Here is a 19,229-nt window from a genome sequence, read left to right on the forward strand (position 1 = left end):
GCTGCAACCGGGTCATCGCCCACGGCGTCGGCCCACTCAACAAGAAGGAAGTACCCGCATGCCCCCGAAGAAGAAGGTCTCTGGCCTCATCAAGCTCCAGATCAACGCTGGCGCGGCCAACCCCGCGCCGCCGATCGGCCCCGCGCTCGGTCAGCACGGCGTGAACATCATGGAGTTCTGCAAGGCGTACAACGCGGCCACCGAGTCGCAGCGCGGCAACGTGATCCCCGTCGAGATCACCGTCTACGAGGACCGCTCGTTCACGTTCATCCTCAAGACGCCGCCGGCCGCCGAGCTGATCAAGAAGGCCGCTGGGGTCGACAAGGGCTCCGCGACGCCGCACACGGTCAAGGTCGCCAAGATCACCGCCGACCAGGTCCGTGAGATCGCCCAGACCAAGATGGACGACCTCAACGCCAACGACATCGAGGCTGCCGCCAAGATCGTCGCCGGCACCGCCCGCTCCATGGGCATCACCGTCGAGGGCTGACGCCCTCCGGCCCGTCCGGGCCAATCCGTACCACGAGTGGCAGGGTCCGCGCGGACCCACCGACCACGACTGCTCGATCGAAGGAGAAGCAGATGGCAACGCGCAGCAAGGCGTACCGTAACGCCGCAGAGAAGATCGACCGCGAGAACCTGTACCACCCCCTCGAGGCCGTGCGCCTCGCCAAGGAGACCGCTGTCGCCAAGTTCGACTCGACCGTCGAGGTCGCGTTCCGGCTCGGCGTCGACCCGCGCAAGGCGGACCAGATGGTCCGTGGCACGGTCAACCTCCCGCACGGCACCGGCAAGACCGCCCGCGTCATCGTGTTCGCGAACGGTGAGAAGGCCGACGCGGCCCGTGCCGCCGGCGCGGACGAGGTCGGCGGTGACGACCTCATCGAGAAGGTCGCCGCTGGCTACACGGACTTCGACGCCGCGGTCGCGACGCCGGACCTCATGGGCAAGGTCGGTCGACTCGGCAAGGTCCTCGGTCCGCGTGGGCTGATGCCGAACCCGAAGACGGGCACCGTGACCATGGACGTCGCGAAGGCCGTCGAGGACATCAAGGGCGGAAAGATCGAGTTCCGCGTCGACAAGCACGCGAACCTGCACTTCATCATCGGCAAGGTGTCCTTCTCGGAGACCCAGCTGGTGGAGAACTACGCCGCAGCGATTGACGAGGTCCTGCGTCTGAAGCCGTCCTCCTCCAAGGGGCGCTACATCACCAAGGCGACCATGTCGACGACGAACGGCCCGGGCATCCCGCTCGACCAGAGCAAGACCACCAAGCTGCTCGAGTCCGACGAGGCCTGAGCCAGCCGGGTCTTTACGCCCCGAAGATGCGTCATGGAGACGGTCGTCCCCCACGGGGGCGGCCGTCTTCGGCGTCCGGGTGGGCAACGCCACATCAGGTGCGGCCGAGGTCCCGGCCTGGCACCCGTAGGCGCCGGTAGAGTGGAACCGCGACCTGGTGCCCCGAGCCCCGTGATCGCGCACCGGCCCCAGGTCCGGATGCGCCCCGGTGAGCAGGCACCGCCATCGCTCCCGCCCACCGGCTCCACACGACGGCTCAGCGCCGTCCTCTCGACGTGCCCGGTGCGCCCGGTCCTCGGCGCGGGAGCCGTAGAGAGAGAAGCACTGTGAACAAGACTCACGCGACTGCGCTCGGAGCGCTCGTGCTCATCGCCACGGCCGTGTCAGGCTGCGCCAGCGAGGAGATTCCCGCACCAGCTGCGCCGACGGCCGCGCCGACCACGACAGAGCCCACGCACGAGACCGCGTTCGAGGACTTCCTGATCCTCGGCGACGCGCCGGAGTCCGGCTCCGCGCGCGCCCTGTGGGCGGGCAAGCTCGACTCGCTCGCCTACTACGTGCGCCCCTCGGAGGAGTTCAAGGACACGTTCTCGGGCGAGGACATGTTCGCGTTCAACCAGCTCGCGGGACAGTACTTCGTCGAGCAGGTCGTGGACTCCGAGGTGATCGACGTCAAGGACACCGACGCGATCCAGGAGCACGCCACGGGGCTCAGCGACCTGCTCACGGCCGAGCTGGCCGCCGAGCTCGCCGCAGCAGAGCCGACGTGGGACGACGTGCTGTTCCCGAGCGCCCTCGGGGCGCACGGGATGACGGCGGACCCTGACCGCGAGACGGTGTCGGGCACCCGGTTCGCTTCGGTGGACCTCACGCTCGCCGAGCTGGACGTCACCGAGGACGGCGAGCGTCCAGTCCTCGTCTACCAGGCCGACACCGTCCGTCCGGTCCTCGACGCGTCCGGAACGCCGCTCGACGAGCACCGCACGACCCGCGGCACCTTCGAGGTCGACGACGTCGACGGCCAGTGGCGCATCAGCAGCATCGACACCGAGCTCACGGTCGCCACGACGGAGCCCGGCGAGCCGTTGAGCTGAGCCAGCCCGCACGCACGAGCCCCGGTCTGACGGACCGGGGCTCGTGCGCGTCGGAGGGCGATTTGGCCGTCCGTGCCTGCGTGCCCTACAGTTGCGGAGTTACCAAAGACCGCTGGTCGTCGCGCGCTGCCCTGACGGGTGGCAACCGACCGAAGCTCCGTTCAGGCGGGGTCCAGCGCAGGTGAGAGATCATGACGGCCTCCGGGTCGACCACGAGCCTCGCGCCTGCGCGAGGCTCTTTTTCTTTGCGGAGGGACGGCCCGCCCCCCGGGGTGGACGACGGCGGGACCACCATCGGAAGGATTGCCATGGCGAGGCCGGACAAGGCAGCCGCAGTCGCAGAGCTCACGGACCTGTTCCGCGAGTCGAACGCTGCCGTGCTGACCGAGTACCGCGGGCTCACCGTCGCCCAGCTCAAGCAGCTGCGGCGGTCGCTCAGCGGCAACGCAACCTACGCCGTGGTGAAGAACACGCTGACCGCAATCGCGGCCAAGGAGGCCGGCGTCCAGCTCGACGACGCCGACCTCGCTGGACCGTCGGCAATCGCCTTCGTGACCGGGGACCCGGTCGAGGCTGCCAAGGGTCTGCGTGACTTCGCCAAGGCGAACCCCCAGCTGGTCATCAAGGCTGGTGTCCTCGACGGACGCCCGCTGACCGCTGAGGAGATCAACAAGCTCGCGGACCTGGAGTCGCGCGAGGTGCTGCTGGCGAAGGCTGCCGGCGCGTTCAAGGCGTCGCTCTTCGGTGCGGCGTACCTCTTCACGGCCCCCGCATCGAAGGCCGTGCGCACGATCGACGCCCTGCGCGAGAAGCAGGCTTCGCAGGAAAGCGCGGCCTGAGCCTCACCGCTCAGCACCACGCCACCACCCCACACTCTGCTTCACGCAGGACAACTAGGAAGGAACGCCGCTCATGGCGAAGCTCAGCACCGAAGAGCTCATCGAGGCTTTCAAGGAACTGACCCTCATCGAGCTCTCCGAGTTCGTGAAGGCATTTGAGGAGACCTTCGAGGTCACCGCTGCGGCTCCGGCCGCCGTTGCCGTCGCCGGCCCCGCCGGTGGCGCTGCCGCCGCTGAGGCCGAGGAGGAGAAGGACGAGTTCGACGTCGTCCTCGAGGCCGCTGGCGACAAGAAGATCCAGGTCATCAAGGAGGTGCGTGCCCTCACGAGCCTCGGCCTGAAGGAGGCCAAGGACCTCGTTGACGGCGCTCCCAAGAACGTCCTCGAGGGCGTCAACAAGGAGACCGCGGAGAAGGCCAAGGCGGCGCTCGAGGGCGCTGGCGCGACCATCACCCTCAAGTGATCGCTGCCCCTCGGGGCGCTTGATCGCTGACGAAGCCCGTACCCCTGGTGGGTGCGGGCTTCGTCGCGTCCGGGGAGGGTGCGGCCGACTGGCGCGACCCGGGGTAGCCTCGCCGCTGGAAAGCGACCGGACGACGGTCGGACACGGAGACCCATGGCAAGCAGTGGCGCACTGTCCTGGCGGGTGCAGTTCTCCTGGGGGCGCTCGGAGCGTGCTCCGAGCCCGCGACGGAGCCCACGGTCGACGACCGTTGGTGCGGAGGGCGAGGTGGTCGACCAGCTCGAGGTCACGTTCGGAGAGATCGGGATGAAGTGCCGCCAGGTGCTCCCAAGGTGGAGCACGTGGCTATGAGCCGATCCCGGACGGCGAGACGCAGACGTTCGCAGCGCCCCTGGGCGATGGGAGCTCGGCGAGCGCGGAGAACCGCAACCAAGCACCCGTGAGCGTCCTCGACGACGTGGTCGCGTGGGAGGTCGGGATGCTCCAGCCGACCTTCACCGAGATCTCGAGGGACTACTCCTTCTGACGCAGCGTCGCTAGATGCTGTCGAGGATCGTCGGGAGGGAGATCAGCGCGACGAACCCCAGCACGAAGATCGCGATCCACTTGAACACCAGCAGCGTGAACTTCACGCGGTCGATCGGGTACTCACCCTCGACCTGACCTGTCCGACCGTCGACGAGCACCATCCATGTCTTGCCGCCCGCGATGTAGGTGAGCACCCACAGTGGTGCGAGCAGCAGCGCGAAACGGACGTCGGAGTAAGTCGTCGTGGTCGACTCGATCCTGGTCTCGTCGCCGCCGATGTCGTCGCGGACGTCGTTGCGGACGCGCTTCTTCTCGACCTTGCGTCGCACCTCGTCGAAGGCGGCCGCGGGATCGACGTCGTACCGCGTGGCGGTGTGACCTGCGAGGTACTCCGGCTGGAACGGCACCGTGGCCGTGAGGTCGAGCTTGCGCACGATCCGGCTCTGACCGATCCCGAGGTCCCGGCCCTCGACCACGTGGCTGGCGACGGGAGTGTCGACGGAGCCGCTCACGTCGTGCCAGTCGGCGCGCAGCTCGACGCGCCCGTCGTCGAGCCGGACGGCCTTGCGGATGCCGCGCTGGCCCTCGTAGGCCGTGGTGGCCGTGGCAGAGAACGTCCACAGGGGCAGGTAGGTGCTGGTGAAGGACTCTGCGGCGTTGACGTTCTTGAGCTCGTCGACCCCGACGTCGCGGTCGTTGACCCACGCGACGAACGCGTCCGCTGCTTGGCGACGGTCGATCAGGAAGGGCAGCACGCCTGACGGGGGCACGACGCCGTCGGGCTGGGTGACGGGCACGAGGTGCCCCCGGCAGAACTGGCAGATGCTGGCGAGTGCTGCGCTCTCCGTGGTGGCGTGGCAGCCCTCGCACGTCATGACCACCCCGCCGAGGCTCGAGACCTGCCGGCCGTCGTTGTCGCGCTCCCACTCGTCGAACGGCTGCTCGACCAGAGCGGGACCGGTCCGCACCTCGATCGCGGTGGTGGTGCCGCAGCGGACACAGGTGAGGTGGGTGGTGCCTGGTGCGAAGCGGACCTGCGACGCGCACGTCGGGCACGCGAGCTCGAGCGTGCTCGGGGGCTCGGGTGAGTTGGCCGCAGGCATCACAGTGGTCCTCTGATCGTCGATCGTACGGGCGGGCGGGCGGGCGGGACTGTGGCTAGGCGCGCATCTTCATGAAGAGGAGCGTGGCGATGATGACGACGGCGAACATCGCTGCGACCGTGAGCACCATCTTGACGCGGTTGACGGGGAACTTTCCGTACACGGCGCCGGTTTGGCCGCTGATGACGATGGGCCACCGCTTGCCGGCGAACATGAAGGTCATCATCCACACGGGCACCAGGACGAGCCGGAACGTGATCGCGGAGTACGCGGTCTGCAGGTGCTCGATCTTCTGCCGGTCTCCGCCGATCGCCCGCGTGACGTCTCCCCGGATCTGCCCGGCTACCCTGCCCTGGGCGCTCTCGACGGCATCGGTGGGATCGATGTCGTAGCGGGCGGTGGAGAACCCCGCCAGGTACTCGGGCTGGTAGGCCACGAGATCGTCCGTCTTGAGCGTGGAGAACGCGACGGTGAGGTCGAGGTCCTGCTCCTTGCCCGGCACGAACGTGTCGTCGAACCTGCGGGTGAGAGTGCCGGACTGGTCGGACCAGTTGGTGGTCGTCTCTGTCCCGCCGTTCGGCCGGCGCTCCTCGTGGTCGACACCGCGCTTGCCCGCCCACTGGGTCTCGGTGTCGGTGCTGACGCTCCAGTAGGGCAGGTACGTCCCCACGAGGGACTCCTCGGCGTTCACCTTCTTGAGCGCCTTGACCCCGAAGAACTGGTGGCCGACCCAGCGCCGGAACTTCTCCTTCGCGGCGGCGGCGGTGACCGCGAACGGGAGCACGGCGTCGGGCATCACCATGCCGGGTGCGGCGGAGAGCGCGACGAGGTGCGACGCGCAGAACTGACACGTCGTTGCCACGGAGTCACTGTCGGTGAGAGCGCCGCAGCCCTCGCACTGCATGGTGACGGTGGCGGGCCTGGTCGCTGCGCCGGCAGCGTGCTCAGCCGCCCACGCGTTGTACGCCCGACCCGCGGCGATGTCGGCCTCCTCGAACACCAGGTTGGTCCCGCAACTGCCGCACTGCAGCGATGTCGTGCCCGGCACGTAGGCGAGCTGGGCGCTGCACGTCGGGCAGCGCGTCATCAGGTGGTCGGCTGACGGGTCGGGGGAGGCTGCGTCGGGGAGGGTCATGGTCCAACCTCCTTCGGATGGCGGGCAGATCGGTGGAGCAACCTCAGAGGTTGAGCTTGTCCAGTAGCCAGATGAATGCACAGAAACCGAGCACGAAGACGGCGATCCACTTGAACACCAGCAGGGTGAACTTCACGCGATCGACCGGGTACTCACCCTCGACCTGGCCGGTTTGCCCGTCGACGAGGACCATCCAGGTCTTGCCTGCCGCGACGTACGTGAGCACCCACAGCGGTGCGAGCAGCAGCGCGAAGCGGACGTGCGAGTAGGTGGTGGTGGTCGACCCGATCCGCGTCTCGTCGCCGCCGATGTCGTCGCGGACGTCGTTGCGGATGCGCTTCTTCTCGACCTTGCGACGTACTTCGTCGAACGCGGCTGCGGGATCGACGTCGTACCGCGTGGCGGTGTGCCCCGCGAGGTACTCCGGCTGGAACGGCACCGTGGCCGTGAGGTCGAGCTTGCGCACGATCCGGCTCTGGCCGATTCCCAGGTCCCGGCCCTCGACCACGTGGCTGGTGATCGGGGTGTCGACCGAGCCGCTCACGTCGTGCCAGTCGGCGCGCAGCTCGACGCGTCCGTCATCGAGACGGACGGCCTTGCGGATACCACGCTGGCCCTCGTAGGCCGTGGTGGCCGTCGCGGAGAAGGTCCACAGGGGCAGGTACGTGCTCGTGAAGGACTCAGCCGCATTGACGTTCTTGAGCTCGTCGAGACCGACCTCCTGGTCGGTCACCCACGCGACGAACGCGTCTGCTGCTCGGCGGCGGTCGATGAGGAAGGGCAGCACCCCCGAGGGGGGGACGACGCCGTCGGGTTGGGCGACGGGGACGAGGTGACCCCGGCAGAACTGGCAGATGCTGGCGAGGGCGGCGCTCTCGGTCGTGGCGTGGCACCCCTCGCACGTCATGACCACCCCGCCGAGGCTCGAGACCTGGCGGCCGGCGTTGTCGCGCTCCCACTCGTCGTACGGCTGCTCGACCAGAGCAGGACCGGTCCGAACCTCGATCGCGCTCGTCGTGCCACAGCGCACACACGTGAGGTGCGTCGTGCCTGGCGCGAAACGAAGCTGCGATGCGCACGTCGGGCAGCTGAGCTCGAGGATCGCGGGCTGCTCGGAGTTCTCGCCTGTGGTCATCTGTTCGCGCTCCTCGGTTGGACGATCTGGGGGCTGGAGAAGGTGTGGGTCAGAAGCCCACGCCGGAGAACATCGGGACGAGAACCATGAGCAGGATCCCTGCGAACATGAGCATCATCGGCGCGAGCAGCTTCGTGCCGGCCTTGTTGGACTGCCGCTGGACGATCTGCTTCTTGGCCTGCCACGCCTCGGAGCTCTGCTGGGTCAGCATGGCAGGCAGGTCCGCGCCACCTCGCTGGATGCTCTGGATCAGCAGCGCGGCCAGCTTCTTGACCTGGGGCAGCGTGCTGCGCGTGCCGAAGTCCTGGATCGCGACGACGTCGGACTCACCGTTCTCCATCTGCTCGACCGACCGGCGCATCTCCTCGTATATCGCCGAGTCACCGCCGCGGCTCGTCTGCAGCCAGGCCTCGCGCAGGATCATCCCGGCACTCGTCAGGAGCGCGAGCGTCGAGACTACCTCGCTAAAGTCGCGAACCATCTCGGCGTTACGCTCGCGCACCTGCGTCTTGAGCCGCTCGGAGAAGTAGTAGGCGGCAAGGAAGGCTGCGACCAGCATGAGCGCGAGGATCTGGACGTCGTTCGTGAGCCCATAGATGCCGATGGCGGCAATGGCACCCGTGAGGGCGGTGACGACTTGCTGCGCCCGGACGGTGCGGAGGTAGAACTCGCTGTACCGGGCACCGAAGATGATCTCCATGAGCTGGCGCAGCTGGACGTCGGCGCGGGTCCGGTAGCCATAGCCGACCCGCTCGAGCAGCTCGAAGCCGATCGGGTAGAGCTCCTTGAAGGGATAGGCCTTGGCGTCGAGATTCTCGAACAGGGCGGCGTGGCGTCGGCCTCGGACGAACAGGACGATCCACGCGCCGAGCAGCACGGTCCCCGTGCCCATGATGATGATCTGTGGGGCGGTCAGCATGGTCGCCTCAAATCTTGATGGTCATGATGCGGCGGGCGAGCGCGTACGCGCCGAGGAACATGGAGACCGCGACGAGCGTGCACAGCACCCCTACCGGCGAACGGAGGCCCTCGGCGAAGGTGCCGCCGCCGGTCTTGAGCAGCGCGACGAGGATCACCGGGATCACGACCATGATGAAGGACTCGTTCTTGCTGGCCACGAGGCCGGTCTCGATGTCTGCACTGATCTGCATCTTCTCGGTGAGGATCTGGTGGCAGTTCTTCACGGCGAGCTTCATGTCGGCACCGCGGAGGTAGGCGATCTTGAACACGTTGGCGAAGGACTCGATGTCGGCGCTCGCGCTGCGCTCGCCGAGGTCGTGCAGCATGTCCTCGATGCGGATGTTGTTGTGGAACCCTGCGATCAGGAGGTTGAGCTCCTGGACGATCGGCGCGTCGGGCGAGTGCTGGCGCTCGAGGTCGTCGCGAGCCAGCTGGAACCCCTGGATGACGGTGCCTCCGGCGCTCAGCGAGCCCACGAGGCTGTCGAGCATGTCGCGGAACTGGGTCTGCAGCACCTGTGCCCGTGCCTGCCGGATCTGCTCGCTGCGCAACCGGAGGAACGCCCGTGCTGCGACAAGGGCTGGCACGCCGACGACGATCGCGTCGAGCACGCGGGTCACCGTCGTCGGTTCGCCCTCGGGCGTCATGCCGAGACCACCGAAGAAGAGGTACCCGACGAATCCGCCCACGGCCATCGCCAGTGCGGCGTATCCGAGCCGTTCGGCGATGCTTAGGTGGTAGACGCCGTAGTCGTAGGCCGGGACGTTGATCAGGGAAGGCCGGTGCTGCGGTCGGCGCGGCTGTTTCGCGGTCATGGTCCTCGCCTCAGATCTCGACCTGGTAGCCCGCGAGCTGCAGCTTCGCGGCGCCCAGGAACGGGTTGTCGGTGCGTTCCAGGCGGCCCGAAACCCGGCGCTGGGTGCTGGCCGCGTCCTCCCGGAACTCGAACAGCGGGTTGAGCACGATCTTGCCGTCCTGATAGCCCACGACCTCGGAGATCGCCATGGTGCGGCGCGAGTGGTCGCGCAGCCGCGACAGGTGGATGATGATGTCGAGCGCGGAGGCGATCTGCTGACGGATGGCCTCCAGCGGCAGGGTCGCCGAGGCCTGCAGCACCATCGTCTCGAGTCGGCTCAGCATGTCCGAGGTCGAGTTGGCGTGGCCGGTCGACAGCGAGCCGTCGTGGCCCGTGTTCATCGCCTGGAGCATGTCGAGCGCCTCGGCACCACGGACCTCGCCCACCACGATGCGCTCGGGCCGCATGCGGAGCGACGAGCGGATGAGGTCGCGGATCGTGACCTCGCCGGTTCCCGCGACGTTTGCGTTGCGCGTCTCAAGGCGCACGAGGTTGGTCACGTTCTCGATTTGGAGCTCGGCCGAGTCCTCGATCGTGATGATGCGCTCGTCGGAGCCGATGAAGTTGCTGAGGGCGTTCAGGAACGTCGTCTTGCCGGAACCTGTGCCGCCGCTGATGAAGATGTTGTACTTCGCCTGGACCAGGAGCCGCAGGAACTCGGCGACGTCCTCGGTGAGCGAGCCGTAGCCGACCAGCCTCCGGATGGTCATCGGGTCCCGGGAGAACTTGCGGATGGTCACGGTGGGTCCGTCGAGCGCAACCGGAGGCAGCACCACGTTGACGCGAGACCCGTCGGCCAGCCGGGTGTCGACGATCGGGTTCGCCTGGTTGACCTCGCGGCCCGCCATGCCGACGATGCGCTGGATGATGTCCTCCAGACGGCGCTCGCTCTCGAACCCGCCGGGGACCTTCTGGATGCGCCCGGAGCGTTCGACGAAGACGTTGTCGGGGCCGTTGACCATGACCTCAGTGACGGTCTCGTCAGAGAGCAGGCTGTCGAGCAGGCCGAGCCCGCGGATGGACCCGTACACCTGCTGGACGATCTGCACCTTCTCGCTGATCGAGAGGTAGCGGTCGGCGGTGCGGCTCTCCAGGAGCTGGCGCACGTGGTCCTCGAGCTCGTCGTCGCCGAGCCGGACCAGGGCGGGATCGAGCAGGACGTGGGCGCGCAGCTCGTCAGCGATCGTGCGGAGCTCGTCGCTGTTCACGGTGACACCGCAGAGACCAGCGAACCGAGCGCGCCGGCGGCGTAGATGTGCTCGAGCACGTCGGCCTCCGTGGCGCCCTCGTAGCGAGCCACGACCGCGACGGACGGCAGCGGGCTCTCTGGGTCTACCTGTGACCGGGACGCGCTGGCGCGGTTGTAGACGACGGTCGACCTCGACGTCACGCTCGTCTCGTGAGTCTGGTCGAGGCGTTCGAGGATCCTCGAGGCACGCCGTACCTTGAGGTTGGGGGTCGGCCGGCCGTCGGTCACGAGCACGAGTCGCGCCGATCTCTCGACGTGGTTCCAGATCTCCTCGAGCCGGTCGAAGCCGACGTCGAGCACGACACAGTCGAAGACGTCCGACGGCAGGAGGGCATCGAGGAGCACCACGACGTCCTCGTCGTCCATGTCGAGCAGGTCGGCGGGGTCGACCGCGGTGGGGAAGTGGTGGACGCCGTAGGCGTCCGGCCGGGAGAGCGTGTCGAGCTGGAGCTGCAGGTTGCCTCGGCGCCGCTTGACGGCATAGACGACGTCGCTGAACGTCGGGCCGCCGTTCGCCACGACCCCGGTGATCTGGCTCGTGTCGGAACAGCGGTCGAGGTCGAGGTAGAGCACGCGACGGCGCTCTGCCTGCATGGCCAGCGTGCGAGCCAGGGTGAGGGCCACGGTGGACGTGCCGACCCCGCCTGCCGGGGACGAGACCGTCACCAGCCGTGTCGATCCGCCGCCGTGGTGACGGCGAAGCTCGACGGAGCCGCTGGTCGCGTCCATCAGCTGCACGATGTGTCGGAAGAGCTCGTCGAGCCGGCTGTACCGGGGCACCGCGAGCACGCCGTCCACGGCAGCGACGGCCGGCGAGTCGACGAGCCAGCCCATCGAGCAGCGGGCGGGAAGCTGGTCGGCCGTGATGCCGAACGAGGCGTCGGCGAGGAACACGTGGGCACGGACGTCCGGGGCGGCGCGGAGGGCCAGGTGCGCGTCGGTGAAGCCGTGGACGTCGATCCGTCCGGGATACGCGCTCATCAGCCGGGGAGCCAGCCGTTCGAGGTAGTCCTGGTCCGGATCGAGCACGATGAGCTGGATACGCATAAGTCCTGTCCCCGGGGATAACGTGAGCCGCGACACTTCGACCGCGCCAGTAGCGTAGCGGTCGAACGCGCACGTGCGAGCGAGAGGTCCGCATGGTGCCAAGCGATTGCAGGGCTGTGTCCTGACCGTTAGTGTTCGACCCGCCTGCCATAGCCGTGGCGGTGGTCGACCGAGAAGGGTGTGTCGAATGGTCAGCAGGACGACCAGTCCAGTGGTCCGGAGTCTCGTGACCGGCGCGGCGCTCGTGCTCATGCTCGGAGCGTGCAGCGACAGCGGTGAGTCTCCGGCTCCGACGGGATCGGCCTCCGTGCCGTCGGCGAGCTCCTCCGCGTCCCCTGAGTCCCCTGCTCCGGATCTGTGTCCGGACCAGGACACGATCACCGATGCCGGCGAGATCGCCACCTTCGCGGTCGTCGGCGAGGCCACCGCGGCGCAGGACGAGGCCGCGGAGTTCCACGGACAGACGTGGCGCAGATTCCTGCCGCTCACGGTGACGAACCCGTTGGACTTCACGTGCAAGATCAACGTCGTCGTGTCCGTGACGGGCAGTGACGACGGCTACGTCGACGGCGGCGGAACGGTCGTCCTCGGTCCGGGCGAGACCGCGGAGCTGCAGATCTTCGACCTCGACTCGACCTTCGAGTTCGAGGGCGACACCGAGGATGCTGCGCCCGCCGAGACCCTCACCCCGACCGTGCACCAGGTCAGCACCGGGCCGGTGTACGACTACTACGACGCCGAGTTCGAGTTTGGTGAGATCACGGGCGAGGGCGCCGAGGCCGTGCTCCCCGTGACCGTGACGAAGAACGCGATCCGGGACGGCGTTCCCGAGGCGGCCGGGCTCAAGTCGCGGGACGTGCTCTACATCGACGGGCTCGATGCCTCGGGTGCGGCTGTGGCGCGCTTCATGGTGACTGCCGAACCCGCGCCCGAGGTCGGCAGCTCGCAGACGTACGAGGTGCCGGCCACGATCGCTGGCAACTACGACAATGCCGGTCGCGCGTTCCAACCGCTCAGCGCGACCGAGAACATCGTCGAGTACCGCGTGTCGGCCTTCCAGCCGCTGCTGATCGAGAAGTAGGACCGACCGCACAGTGTTTCGCGTTGCTCGCACGAGCGCGCCTGGATCTGCCGGGCCCGTCTGGACCCGGACCAACTCACAAGGGGATCTCATGAAGACCATCGCCCACGCCTGGCACCTCTGGCTCTCGGACGTCCGGGAGAACATGCGTGACGACCGAGGCGAGGTCAACATCGTCGCTACGGTCCTGCTGATCGTCATCGCCGTGACGCTAGTCATCTTCTTCCGCGACGCCATCGAGGGGTGGATCAAGGACCTCGTCGATACGATCAGCGGGGGCGTGGACGCCAACAACAACACGAACATGGGGTAGCAGGCACCGGGAACGGCCTGGGAACGGTCGTGAACCAGACTGCTACCGGACCCCGCGGAGCCAAGGGCCTCGTCGTGGTCGAGGCCGTGTTCATCTATCCCGTGGTGTTCATGCTGCTCGTGTTCGTCATGTTTCTCGGCGACACGTTCTACCAGCGCGCCCGCGTCGAGGCGGCGGTCCTCGACGCGGCCGTGATGGGTGGCGCCGAGATCGGGTCGGCGAGCCTGCCGCACATCGACGTCACCGAGGACGGATCGGCGACCCTCGACCCCTCGGGGATCGACAACGACCCGTACCGGTTCCTGTTCAACGGCCCGGCGGGCACGGGCACCGAGGCAGTGACCTCGACGATCAAACAGAACGTCGACTCGATGCTCTCGGCGCAGGACGCCAGCATCTTCGGTCTCGCGCCACGCCTAGGGGAAGGCGGCGCACAGGTCGACTACAGCTCGCGGATCGTGCAGGGAGAGTTCTCCGTCTCGATGAGCTACGGCCTCTCCGTCCCGGTCAGCTCCTACCTGCTGCCCGACGGCAAGATCGACCTCGCCCTGGACGCGAGCGCGTCGACGACCGTGACGCCGATGGGTGAGTTCGTGCGGACGGTGGACATGATGGACGACCTGCACGAGGCGAACGGCGGGGCCGAGCTCGCGGACTCGGTGCGCACCATCGTGGACGCGATCTCTGGCTTCATCGGAATCATCAAGTCGATCTTCGGACAGGACGCATGATCTCGTGAGCACTAGACAGACGAAGAACCCGCGCGGAGACGGACCACGGGGCTCGGTGACGGTGGTCCTGGCGATGGTCCTGGTCCCGATCATGGTCGTGACCGGCCTGTTCGTAGACGGCAGCCGCGGTGTCCTCGCGCGTTCCGTGGTGCGCTCCGCCCAGCAGGTGGCGATGAACGACGTGCTGGCCAACCACGACGAGATGCTGCGCAAGACCTTCGGCCTGCTCGCAGTGATCGACAGCGAGAACCTTGACGTCGCCGCTCAGCAGGTGCTCGCGTCGTCCACGTCGGTCGAGGGCGGCGGGGACATCCTCCGACTCGAGTTCTCGAGCGCGGAGTTCGGTGACGTCGAGGTGGTCGCGAACGCGAACCTCGCCGAGCCCGACGTCCTGACCAACCAGATCGTCGAGTACATGAAGTACCGCGCGCCCGTCGAGTTCATGAGCTCGCTGGCGGAGTCCATCAACTGGCTCGTCAACCTCGAGAAGAAGATCACGCTCGTCAAGAAGCGCGTCGACGGCATCAACAAGCTGGCGAAGGTCGTGGACGAGGCCGAGAAGCTGATCGATGAGGTCGCGGCGATCAAGACTGACCTCATCGCGGCGTACGACGCGCTGAAGAAGGTCGAAGACCTCGTGGCGGAGAGCGGCGCAGACTCGATCGAGCAACGCTTCGCCGACCTCGCCAGCGCCTACTTCGCGCGCGAGCTCGACTCCACCGCGCAGACGCGCCAGGCGTACGACGATGCGCTCGACCGTGTGCTGGCGATCTGGACACTGATCCGGGACGCCGCCGACAAGTCGTCCGACGCCTCGACGAAGCTCCTCGCCGTGGATCCGACTGATCTCGTCACGGCCGCCAGCGACCTCATCACGTTCGTGGACGAGGAGCTGACGCCTGCCGCCGAGGCCGATGCCGCCGCCTCCCAGGGGGCCGACGACGACGCGGCCGACGCTCAGGAGGACGCCTCGTTCCTCAAGTCCACGGGCCAGAAGATCAAGAAGGCGATCACGGACGAGTTCTCCGCTGAGGACCGCAAGGAGATCACCGACGCTCTCGACCGGTTCGTCCGCGACTCGAAGACAATCCTGGCCAAGGAGTACACGAGGTCGAAGATCACGAGCATGATCTCGACTGCCGTCGGCGACGCGCGCACGGCGTACGAGGAGGCGAACGAGGACGAGGACGGCGAGGACCCTAGCGCCGCCGCCGTCACGTCGATCCTTGAGGATGCCCGGGACGCGATCATGAAGATCGTGGTCCAGGACCTCAACGGTCCGCTGCGCGAGCTGACCGACACCATGATGCTGTCGGGGCTCAAGTCGTTCGCCGAGACCAAGCTCCAGAAGGTCGCCAAGGCCTTGGATGAGGCCGTCAAGAAGGGTTTGGCCGAGGAGGCCACGGGCCAGGCGAAGTCGTCGGTCACGACGATGCTCAAGGCGATGAAGGACCGGGCGCTGTCGTACAAGGAACTGCTTGATGCGGTCAAGGATCAGCGCGCGACAACATACTCGGGCTCGGACGATCGCTGGGCGACCCGTCCCAGCGTCGGCGGGACGACAGACGGTGCTGAGGCCGCCCAAGAGCTCGCAGGGTTCTCGGACACCGACGAGGAGGATGTCGACGCCTTCTCGGACGACTCCGGTGGCTTGCTCGACGCCGTGCTCGGTCTGGTCGGTGGCCTCCTTGACGCCGCCGAGAACGTTCGAGACGGCATCTTCTTCACCGAGTACGTCACGGGCATGTTCACCTACTCGACGCTCGACAACGTCTCGGTGACGGCGTCGCAGAACGAGGACCAGAACTGCCTGTGGAGCTCCGCGTGCGCCGCGGGGAAGAAGGCCTCGGCCGACAAGAAGACGGCGGGCGACGCGAGCAAGCCGGACGCGCCTCCGGAGAGCGGGCCGGTGTCGGACAACGACCCGGGCAAGCGGCTGTCGCAGGAGGCGTATCCCGAGTGCTGGGAGGTGGGGTGCGCGAGCGAGGTCGAGTACGTCCTCACCGGCTTCGACCGACCCGCCGCCGTCTACGGCATGATCTCGTTGATGCGCTACGGCATCAATCTCGTCGTGGCGTTCTCGGACAAGCTGGTGACGGTGATCCGCTCGGTCGTCGCGACGATACCGTTCCTCGGCTGGCTCGCTGCGGCTGTGCCTTTCGTCGCGGCGTTGATGCAGACGTTCGACGACATGGCGCGCCTGCGCAACGGGGAACTCGTGACGTTCATCCCCACGGAGCTGACAGTGCTACGCGCCGGCTTCGACCTGTCGGACGAGGCTCGAAAGATCGGTGTAGTGGACGATGAGTGGGCGGCGACGCCCGAGTCCCGAGAGACCAGCGGCAAGCGGCGCGAGCTCGGCGAGGTCGAGCTCGGCTACATCCACTACCTGAAGATCTTCATGATCGTCCGCTGGATGGGGGACCGCGAGGGCATGGTGCGTCGTGCCGGGGACGTCGTCGACTTCAACATGGGCTACCTCGGCCAGGACGACTTCCGTCTGACCAAGGCGGGAACCGCGTTCACCGTGACGTCCGGATACGAGGTGCAACCGTTCATCAGCACGCTCTTCCGAGGGACGGGGCCGGCCGACTCGCTGTTCGAGGGAGACAGCGGCCGCTTCCACCTGACCACGGTGGGCGGCTTCTGATGGCGCGGCTCGTGCTGCGCGCGTCCGACTGCGCGCCCTCGAGCTCGGGGCGGCGGCCAGCGGGCGCGAGGGGCTACCTGATCGTCGAGGCCGCCATGGCGCTCCCGGTGTACCTGCTGTTCATGCTCCTCGTCATGAAGCTCTCCGCGGTCGCCGTCGCTCAGGCGAAGGTCACGGTCGCCGTGAACCAGGCAGCGATCGCGCTGTCCCAGGCCTCGTACGTGCGCAGCGCCGCGGTGACCTCGGATGCGGCCGACGTGATCGACCTCGTCGAGGACCTGGTCGGCAGGCTCGGGTCGAACGACGACGTGTTCGGTCTCAACGGATCCGACAACGCGCTCGCGCTGATGGTGAACGACCTCCCCGAGGCCGAGCTGGCGAGCCGTGCGGTCGCAGGCCAGCTCGAGTCGCAGGACGCGCTGTTGAAGGCGCTCGGCGTGGTGGAGGGGGCCGAGGGAGTGACCTTCGACCCGGCCACGGTCTCGGTCGTGACCGGGGACCGCGTCGTGCTCGACGCCCAGTACGACGTGCGGCTCTGGTTCTTCGGTGACCACTCGCTCGCCATGCGTGCGCACGCGGAGTCGACTCGGTGGGGCACGGTCGGGGCGGGGGACGAGTGACCGAGGTGCTCGTGGCCGGCGTCATCGTGATCCTCGTGTCGGCCGCCGTGACGTTGTTGGGCGTCCGCTACGTGGCGTCGTTCGCGCCCGGACGCCCAAGCGGTGGGACCCCGTCTCCACGCGACCTGCCGAGCGCGGACGCAGGCGGCGCGGCCGAGGGCGAGCAGGAGGACGGCGGGCAGGTCTCGGTCAAGATCGTCGAGCCCGACGCCGCCGCCCCGGCCGCTCGGGACGACGTGCTCGACCGTTCGCTCGTCGTCTACGCCCCGTGGGCGGTCCTGGCTGCGGTGGTCGCGCTCGCCGTCGGGTGGGGCGTCGCCGAGGTCCCGCTGTCCTATCAGCTGCGCGTCGCGCTCACCCTCGTGCTGCTGGTGCCGGTCGCCGCGCTGGACGTACGGTACGGCGTCGTCGCTGCCCCGGCGCTCGGCGCGCTCCTGCTGGTGCGCGCCGTGAGTCTCGCGATCGAGGTGACCGAGGGCGGCCCGAGCTGGTCCAGCGTCGGGCAGGAGGCCGCAGCGGCCGCCATGATCGGCGCCGTGTTCGGCCTCGTGCGGCTGACCAGCAGGGCCGGCCTCGGTGGCGGCGACGTCTTGCTGTTCCTGCTCTTCCCGCTGCTTCTGGGCACCCGGCTCGCGGTCACGGCGGTGTTCGTGTCGTTCATCGTCGCCTTCGCCTACTCGGCTTGGGCTCTCGCCGCTCACCGTGCGACGCGCAAGGACGCGTTCCCCCTCTGCCCCGCCGTTCTCGTCGGCACCGTTGCGACGGTGCTCTTCGTCTCTCTGTCTGGAGTCTGATGGCCAGCTGGTACCGCTACGTCGTCCTCAGCGTCCTCGTCGCGCTCGTCGGCGGCGGGTGGGTGAGCCTCGTGCGCGGGAACGCAGCGGACGAGGCCGCGTACGAGCAACATCTCACCGACGCGCGCGCCGCCGCGGAGCGCGGCGTGAACCACGAGGTGATCGCCTCGTACGAGGCCGCGCTCGCGCTCCGGCCCTCGCGGGCCGTGGCCTGGGAGGTCACCGAGTACCTGGCGGAGAACGGAACCGAGGCGCAGCGCGACGAGCACCTGTGGGCGATCGCGACCACGTACGACGACCCGCAGGCGTACGCGGACCTCATCGAGGCGGCCGTCGCGCAGGACGACTTCGAGACCGCGTTCGAGGTCGTGCGCGCCGCCGAGGCGGCCGAGGTGGCCAGCGACCGGCTGACCGCGGTGACCGACGCCATCGCGTACGAGTATGAGCTCGGCTCGAGCGGGTTCGCGAGCGTCACGCCGTTCCTCGGGGACGTCGCAGCCGTGGACACCGGAGACGGGTGGCGCGCCGTGGACGCGGAGGGGAAGGGCGTCGGAAAGACCTATGCGCAGGTCGGCCCCCACGTCGGTGGCAGGATCCCGGTGGTCGACGACGAGGGCACCCCGTTCTTCATCGACGGCGAGGGGGAACCGGTCCTCGTGGCGACCAAGGTCGACTACACGTCCTATGGTGCGCTCGGCGACGGCCTGATCCCCGCCCGCACCCGGGACGGCGGTGTCGTCTACGTCGACACGTCGTTCGTGCCAGCGCTGGGCGGCACGAGGTACGCGGACGGGACGGCGTTCTCCGGCGGGATCGCTGCGGTCTTTGACGGCACGACGTGGTCCGTGATCGACACCGCGGGCCGGGCCGTGGTGACCGGGCTCGCGTCGGTCGTCCGGGACGACCGCGGTGCCCTGGCGGCCCAGGGTCGGTTCTTCGCGACGGCGGACGGCAAGGTCCGCTTGTACACGACTGAGGGTTCTGTGGTGGGGGAGGAGACATTCCTCGCCGCCCGTGCGTTCGTCGACGGTGCCGCGGCGGTCCAGACCGCCGCAGGGTGGGGGTTCATCGCCACCGACGGGTCGTGGGTCGTCAAGCCGCAGTTCGCCGACGCGCGCTCGTACACCCACGGTCTCGCGCCGGTCAAGGTGGGAGACGCGTGGGGCTACGTCAACTCGGCGGGCCGCATCGTGGTCGAGCCCGTGTTCGGCGATGCCACGATGTTCGCCTCGACGGGGGCCGCGCTCGTGCGGCTCGCGGACGAGCCCGACCGGACCGAGCCTCGTTGGGTCCTGCTCCAGCTGCTGCGTTACAAGGAGAACTGACCGTGAC

General features: G+C 68.1%; 19 protein-coding genes. 12 read left to right on the forward strand and 7 right to left on the reverse strand.

Annotation, left to right across the window (positions count from 1 at the left end; translation table 11 throughout):
* The first annotated feature begins 58 nt into the window (after positions 1–58).
* The 5 genes from rplK to rplL all read left to right on the forward strand — a co-directional run bounded on the left by rplK (position 59) and on the right by rplL (position 3,695).
* Positions 59–490 (forward strand): 50S ribosomal protein L11, encoded by a 432-nt coding sequence (rplK, locus tag BMZ30_RS01920; protein ID WP_093374548.1) that lies wholly within the window; start codon positions 59–61, stop codon positions 488–490.
* Between the two features lie 92 nt (positions 491–582).
* Positions 583–1,299 carry a 50S ribosomal protein L1 gene (gene rplA / locus BMZ30_RS01925; RefSeq protein ID WP_093374550.1) on the forward strand — a complete coding sequence of 239 codons (717 nt, stop codon included), beginning with the start codon at positions 583–585 and terminating at the stop codon, positions 1,297–1,299.
* Between the two features lie 326 nt (positions 1,300–1,625).
* Positions 1,626–2,393, forward strand: a complete 768-nt coding sequence (locus BMZ30_RS01930) for a hypothetical protein (RefSeq protein ID WP_093374552.1) — start codon at positions 1,626–1,628, stop codon at positions 2,391–2,393.
* A 308-nt stretch (positions 2,394–2,701) separates the two neighbouring features.
* Positions 2,702–3,232, forward strand: coding sequence for a 50S ribosomal protein L10 (rplJ, locus tag BMZ30_RS01935; protein ID WP_093374554.1), 531 nt, complete (start codon positions 2,702–2,704; stop codon positions 3,230–3,232).
* A gap of 73 nt (positions 3,233–3,305) precedes the next feature.
* Positions 3,306–3,695, forward strand: a complete 390-nt coding sequence (gene rplL / locus BMZ30_RS01940; protein WP_093374556.1) for a 50S ribosomal protein L7/L12 — start codon at positions 3,306–3,308, stop codon at positions 3,693–3,695.
* 536 nt (positions 3,696–4,231) lie between these two features.
* Here rplL and BMZ30_RS01945 read toward each other — a convergent pair.
* Genes BMZ30_RS01945 through BMZ30_RS13845 form a run of 7 tightly spaced genes read right to left on the reverse strand, consistent with a single transcriptional unit; the run spans position 4,232 to position 11,708 of the window.
* The gene (locus BMZ30_RS01945) at positions 4,232–5,326 is read right to left on the reverse strand and encodes a hypothetical protein (protein WP_093374558.1); all 1,095 of its coding nucleotides are present in this window, start codon (positions 5,324–5,326) and stop codon (positions 4,232–4,234) included.
* Positions 5,327–5,381: 55 nt separating this feature from the next.
* Positions 5,382–6,461, reverse strand: coding sequence for a TFIIB-type zinc ribbon-containing protein (locus BMZ30_RS01950; protein ID WP_093374560.1), 1,080 nt, complete (start codon positions 6,459–6,461; stop codon positions 5,382–5,384).
* Positions 6,462–6,504: 43 nt separating this feature from the next.
* On the reverse strand, positions 6,505–7,596 hold the full coding sequence (locus BMZ30_RS01955) for a hypothetical protein (RefSeq protein WP_093374562.1): 1,092 nt from the start codon (positions 7,594–7,596) through the stop codon (positions 6,505–6,507).
* 49 nt (positions 7,597–7,645) lie between these two features.
* Complete coding sequence (locus tag BMZ30_RS01960; RefSeq protein WP_093374564.1) at positions 7,646–8,515, reverse strand: type II secretion system F family protein; 870 nt, start codon at positions 8,513–8,515, stop codon at positions 7,646–7,648.
* A 7-nt stretch (positions 8,516–8,522) separates the two neighbouring features.
* Positions 8,523–9,371 carry a type II secretion system F family protein gene (locus BMZ30_RS01965; protein WP_093374566.1) on the reverse strand — a complete coding sequence of 283 codons (849 nt, stop codon included), beginning with the start codon at positions 9,369–9,371 and terminating at the stop codon, positions 8,523–8,525.
* Between the two features lie 10 nt (positions 9,372–9,381).
* A complete protein-coding gene (locus BMZ30_RS13840) occupies positions 9,382–10,620 on the reverse strand; it encodes a TadA family conjugal transfer-associated ATPase (RefSeq protein ID WP_093374568.1) in 1,239 nt (412 codons plus the stop codon).
* Positions 10,617–11,708: a P-loop NTPase family protein gene (locus BMZ30_RS13845; RefSeq protein ID WP_093374570.1), complete on the reverse strand. Its 1,092-nt coding sequence runs from the start codon at positions 11,706–11,708 to the stop codon at positions 10,617–10,619. Before BMZ30_RS13845 ends, BMZ30_RS13840 begins: the two co-directional genes overlap by 4 nt.
* Positions 11,709–11,895: 187 nt before the next feature.
* Here BMZ30_RS13845 and BMZ30_RS01980 point away from each other — a divergent pair, with 187 nt between their 5' ends.
* The 7 genes from BMZ30_RS01980 to BMZ30_RS02010 all read left to right on the forward strand — a co-directional run bounded on the left by BMZ30_RS01980 (position 11,896) and on the right by BMZ30_RS02010 (position 19,222).
* Positions 11,896–12,789 carry a hypothetical protein gene (locus BMZ30_RS01980; protein ID WP_143073108.1) on the forward strand — a complete coding sequence of 298 codons (894 nt, stop codon included), beginning with the start codon at positions 11,896–11,898 and terminating at the stop codon, positions 12,787–12,789.
* Between the two features lie 91 nt (positions 12,790–12,880).
* Positions 12,881–13,102 carry a Flp1 family type IVb pilin gene (locus BMZ30_RS01985; protein ID WP_093374574.1) on the forward strand — a complete coding sequence of 74 codons (222 nt, stop codon included), beginning with the start codon at positions 12,881–12,883 and terminating at the stop codon, positions 13,100–13,102.
* A 29-nt stretch (positions 13,103–13,131) separates the two neighbouring features.
* A complete protein-coding gene (locus BMZ30_RS01990; RefSeq protein ID WP_143073109.1) occupies positions 13,132–13,833 on the forward strand; it encodes a TadE family protein in 702 nt (233 codons plus the stop codon).
* Between the two features lie 4 nt (positions 13,834–13,837).
* Positions 13,838–16,483, forward strand: coding sequence for a hypothetical protein (locus BMZ30_RS01995; RefSeq protein WP_143073110.1), 2,646 nt, complete (start codon positions 13,838–13,840; stop codon positions 16,481–16,483).
* Complete coding sequence (locus tag BMZ30_RS02000; protein WP_093374580.1) at positions 16,483–17,103, forward strand: hypothetical protein; 621 nt, start codon at positions 16,483–16,485, stop codon at positions 17,101–17,103. Before BMZ30_RS01995 ends, BMZ30_RS02000 begins: the two co-directional genes overlap by 1 nt.
* Positions 17,100–17,897, forward strand: coding sequence for an A24 family peptidase (locus BMZ30_RS02005; protein ID WP_093374582.1), 798 nt, complete (start codon positions 17,100–17,102; stop codon positions 17,895–17,897). Before BMZ30_RS02000 ends, BMZ30_RS02005 begins: the two co-directional genes overlap by 4 nt.
* The gene (locus tag BMZ30_RS02010; protein ID WP_093374584.1) at positions 17,897–19,222 is read left to right on the forward strand and encodes a WG repeat-containing protein; all 1,326 of its coding nucleotides are present in this window, start codon (positions 17,897–17,899) and stop codon (positions 19,220–19,222) included. The genes BMZ30_RS02005 and BMZ30_RS02010 overlap by 1 nt, the downstream gene beginning before the upstream one ends.
* The last annotated feature ends 7 nt before the right edge of the window (positions 19,223–19,229 follow it).

The sequence above is a fragment of the Flavimobilis marinus genome (genome assembly GCF_900113055.1).
GTDB lineage: Bacteria > Actinomycetota > Actinomycetes > Actinomycetales > Cellulomonadaceae > Flavimobilis > Flavimobilis marinus.